The following is a 2,034-nucleotide window of genomic DNA, read 5'->3' as shown; positions in this document are numbered from 1 at the left end:
CAATATGTTCAATACCAAAAAGGCGGCAAAGCACTGCTGCAATTTTCCGGTACTCGGTGCGGAACAGGTGAGGTAAAAGTTCTTGGGGTTGCATAGGTTAAAATAAAAATGCCTTTGCAAAAGTACAAAGGCATTTTATTTTATACGGCAGGCACAGCCATTCGTACTTCAACGGTGGCCCCCCATTGCAATATCGGGCAGCCTTTGGCAATTTCAACGGCCTCATCGTAATCTTCGGCCCTGATTATAAACAACCCGCCTATCGATTCCTTAATTTCGGCATAAGGACCATTGATCACGGTATTTTGCTTAATTGTCCGGCCATCGCCGTCCCAGCGTTTGGGAGCACCAACCAGTTTGTTTTGAGCCGCGATGCCGCCTATCCAATCCTGGAAAGGTTTTATGGCTGCCTGCATTTGTTCGGGCGAGGGACTGGCATCTTTACTTTTCAGATCCCTGTGGATCACTAACAAAAATTCATTCATAAGGCTATGTTTTAATGGCGTTAATATAAACTGTTTATGCAAACTGGCCAACCTGGTATGTGCCGGGCGTATTTGGGAACGATAGGTTGATGCGGTTCCAGGTGTTAATGGTGGTAACGGACAGCGTAAGGTCTATCAGTTCTTCATCACTGAACTGCGCCTTGGCTATGTTGTACACTTCGTCGGTTACATGGCAGGCGGTAACGGCTTCGGCCCAGGCGAAGGCGGCCCTTTCACGATCGGTATAATAAGGTGATTCTTCCCAGGCGCTCAGGCCATATAAACGTTGTTCAGTTTCGCCTTTGGCACGTGCATCTTTATAGTGCATGTCAAGACAATAAGCGCATTTATTGATCTGCGATACCCTGAAATTTACCAACTCACGAAGGGATAACTCAAGGGGCGATTTTTTAAGATAGGTATTAATACCGAATAATGGTTTTAAGGCATTTTGTCCTTTTTCCCACATGCTGATTCTCTGTTCCATTTTGTTTTAAATTTATGTTGTTAAAACCCAATGACAACCGTGCTTAGCAGATTGGACAAAATGAAAAAAATATTTTTTATTTTTTTTAAGATCGGAATTCATATCGGGAATTTTTGTTGGGCGGCATCTAATGCATCGCCCGCTTCGCAGATTTCCGGTTTAAACTACATATACATGTAATACGTCTCTGTATAAAAATACCTATCTTTCCCTCATGGCCTTACCCAATATTTTCACTGCACAGGTAGCTGATGATGTAATCAGCCGGATCAACAAGCTCACGCCTCAAACCTCACCGGGGTGGGGTAAAATGAACGTAGCACAAATGTTGGCACACTGCTGTGTAACGTACGAAATGGTGTATGAAGATAAGCACCCCAAACCCGGCTTGTTCATGAAACTCATCCTGAAAATGCTGGTTAAAAACAAGGTGGTGAGCGAAATTCCATATAAACACAACAACCCAACAGCGCCTGCATTTCTTATTACCGGCGAAAGGGATTTCAATACCGAAAAAGCCCGGTTGATAGCCTACATCCTAAAAACACAGCAGCTGGGCGAAAAAGCTTTTGATGGCCGCGAGTCGCATTCGTTTGGTCCCTTAACTATTACCGAATGGAACAATATGTTTTATAAACATATTGACCATCACCTCACTCAGTTTGGCTGTTAAGCGCATAGTTTGAACTTCCGGCTAAATTTTCCTTTCTTTACCGGCATACAGGTAAATCGATATAGTGCATGGAAAAACTAAGCCCCGCCATCCTTAAAACCAAACAGCATTTTGAAATTCTTGACGGCATGCGGGGCATAGCTGCTATAGCAGTTGTTACTTTCCATTTTATGGAGATTGCTTATTCCGACTATAGCAAGGATTTTATAGGTCATGGCTTTTTAGCGGTTGATTTTTTCTTTTGCCTGTCGGGCTTTGTTGTTGGCTATGCTTATGACGACAGGATCGGCAAAATGGGCATAAAGGAATTTTTCAAATCGAGGTTGATCAGGCTGCACCCGCTGGTGGTTTTTGGCTCGGTATTGGGCTTGTTAGGGTTTATATTTGAT

4 protein-coding genes are annotated in these 2,034 nt (G+C 43.5%); 2 read left to right on the top strand and 2 right to left on the bottom strand.

Features of this window, described 5'->3' with window-relative positions:
* Window positions 1-140 precede the first annotated feature (140 nt).
* Entirely contained in the window at window positions 141-485 is a 345-nt protein-coding gene (locus tag VF500_RS25640; RefSeq protein WP_090531052.1) for a YciI family protein, read from the bottom strand.
* A 34-nt stretch (window positions 486-519) separates the two neighbouring features.
* Window positions 520-972, bottom strand: coding sequence for a carboxymuconolactone decarboxylase family protein (locus tag VF500_RS25635; RefSeq protein WP_090531050.1), 453 nt, complete (start codon window positions 970-972; stop codon window positions 520-522).
* Window positions 973-1,186: 214 nt separating this feature from the next.
* Between VF500_RS25635 and VF500_RS25630 the strand changes: the two genes are divergently transcribed.
* The gene (locus VF500_RS25630) at window positions 1,187-1,645 is read left to right on the top strand and encodes a DUF1569 domain-containing protein (RefSeq protein ID WP_330862386.1); all 459 of its coding nucleotides are present in this window, start codon (window positions 1,187-1,189) and stop codon (window positions 1,643-1,645) included.
* Between the two features lie 68 nt (window positions 1,646-1,713).
* On the top strand, window positions 1,714-2,034 hold a 321-nt coding region (locus VF500_RS25625; RefSeq protein ID WP_330862385.1), incomplete at its 3' end, for an acyltransferase.

It is taken from the genome of Mucilaginibacter sp. (assembly GCF_036383575.1).
Lineage (GTDB): Bacteria > Bacteroidota > Bacteroidia > Sphingobacteriales > Sphingobacteriaceae > Mucilaginibacter.
The sequence above is the reverse complement of the archived record's forward strand: the minus strand, read 5'-3'. Positions and strand labels throughout refer to the sequence as shown.

Bases quoted from the DNA above. Each gene is read 5' to 3' on its own strand.
- VF500_RS25640 (WP_090531052.1), bottom strand. From the start codon at position 485: ATGAATGAATTTTTGTTAGTGATCCACAGGGATCTGAAAAGTAAAGAT.
- VF500_RS25635 (WP_090531050.1), bottom strand. From the start codon at position 972: ATGGAACAGAGAATCAGCATGTGGGAAAAAGGACAAAATGCCTTAAAA.
- VF500_RS25630 (WP_330862386.1), top strand. From the start codon at position 1,187: ATGGCCTTACCCAATATTTTCACTGCACAGGTAGCTGATGATGTAATC.